Annotated in this window: 1 pseudogene; it reads right to left on the bottom strand. The window is 44.5% G+C overall.

The features are described from left to right. Window positions 1–318 (bottom strand): annotated as a pseudogene (locus R8O10_RS26405) (pyroglutamyl-peptidase I); the annotation flags it as partial. Window positions 319–587: the final 269 nt, after the last annotated feature.

The raw sequence follows: 587 nt of genomic DNA, 5'->3' as shown, positions 1-587 counted from the left end.
TTCGATGATGGGTTCATCGATTGGCTGATTGCCACCGTTGTCTGGAATTCGGAAGTCATCCACATTAATTGCGACGCGTTCGGGTTTTATTGCCGATCTACCCGCGGCCTGACCAACGGTAATAACACAATCTGGTTGATACGCTTCAATCGCATCAATCACAGCACTGATGGACTCAAAACGCGTCACAGGCACCTGACAAGTAACAATGATGCCACCGTCAAGACTTGTTTCTTCTAGCCTTTTCACAGCCTCCAACGCCGGATTTATTGCATCACCACCAAACGGTTCAAAACCAGTAATCAAAACCTTTTTCATCGCAACCTTCAAAGAGAAATTGTTTCGCCGATTATTGCATCGCCTTTTTCACTCTCCAACCATAAAGTCAGCTTGCAACCAAGCCACATTGTTTTGTGTGAATCCACTCTAACCTTCGCTCCCCAACAATAAATGAATCAGCACAGAACCTACCATAACTCAGCGGGAACTTGGTTTCTGTGCCTAACTTATGTAGAGTACGCGACCACAAAATATCGGCAGTTCAAAGAGATCGAATACCATGAACATTGATAACCACGTCATTAAAA

The sequence above is a fragment of the Vibrio sp. 1727 genome (assembly GCF_033344415.1).
In the GTDB taxonomy this organism is placed as follows: Bacteria; Pseudomonadota; Gammaproteobacteria; order Enterobacterales; family Vibrionaceae; genus Vibrio; species Vibrio alginolyticus.
Note: the sequence above shows the minus strand (reverse complement) of the source record. Positions and strands in the feature narration are given on the sequence as shown.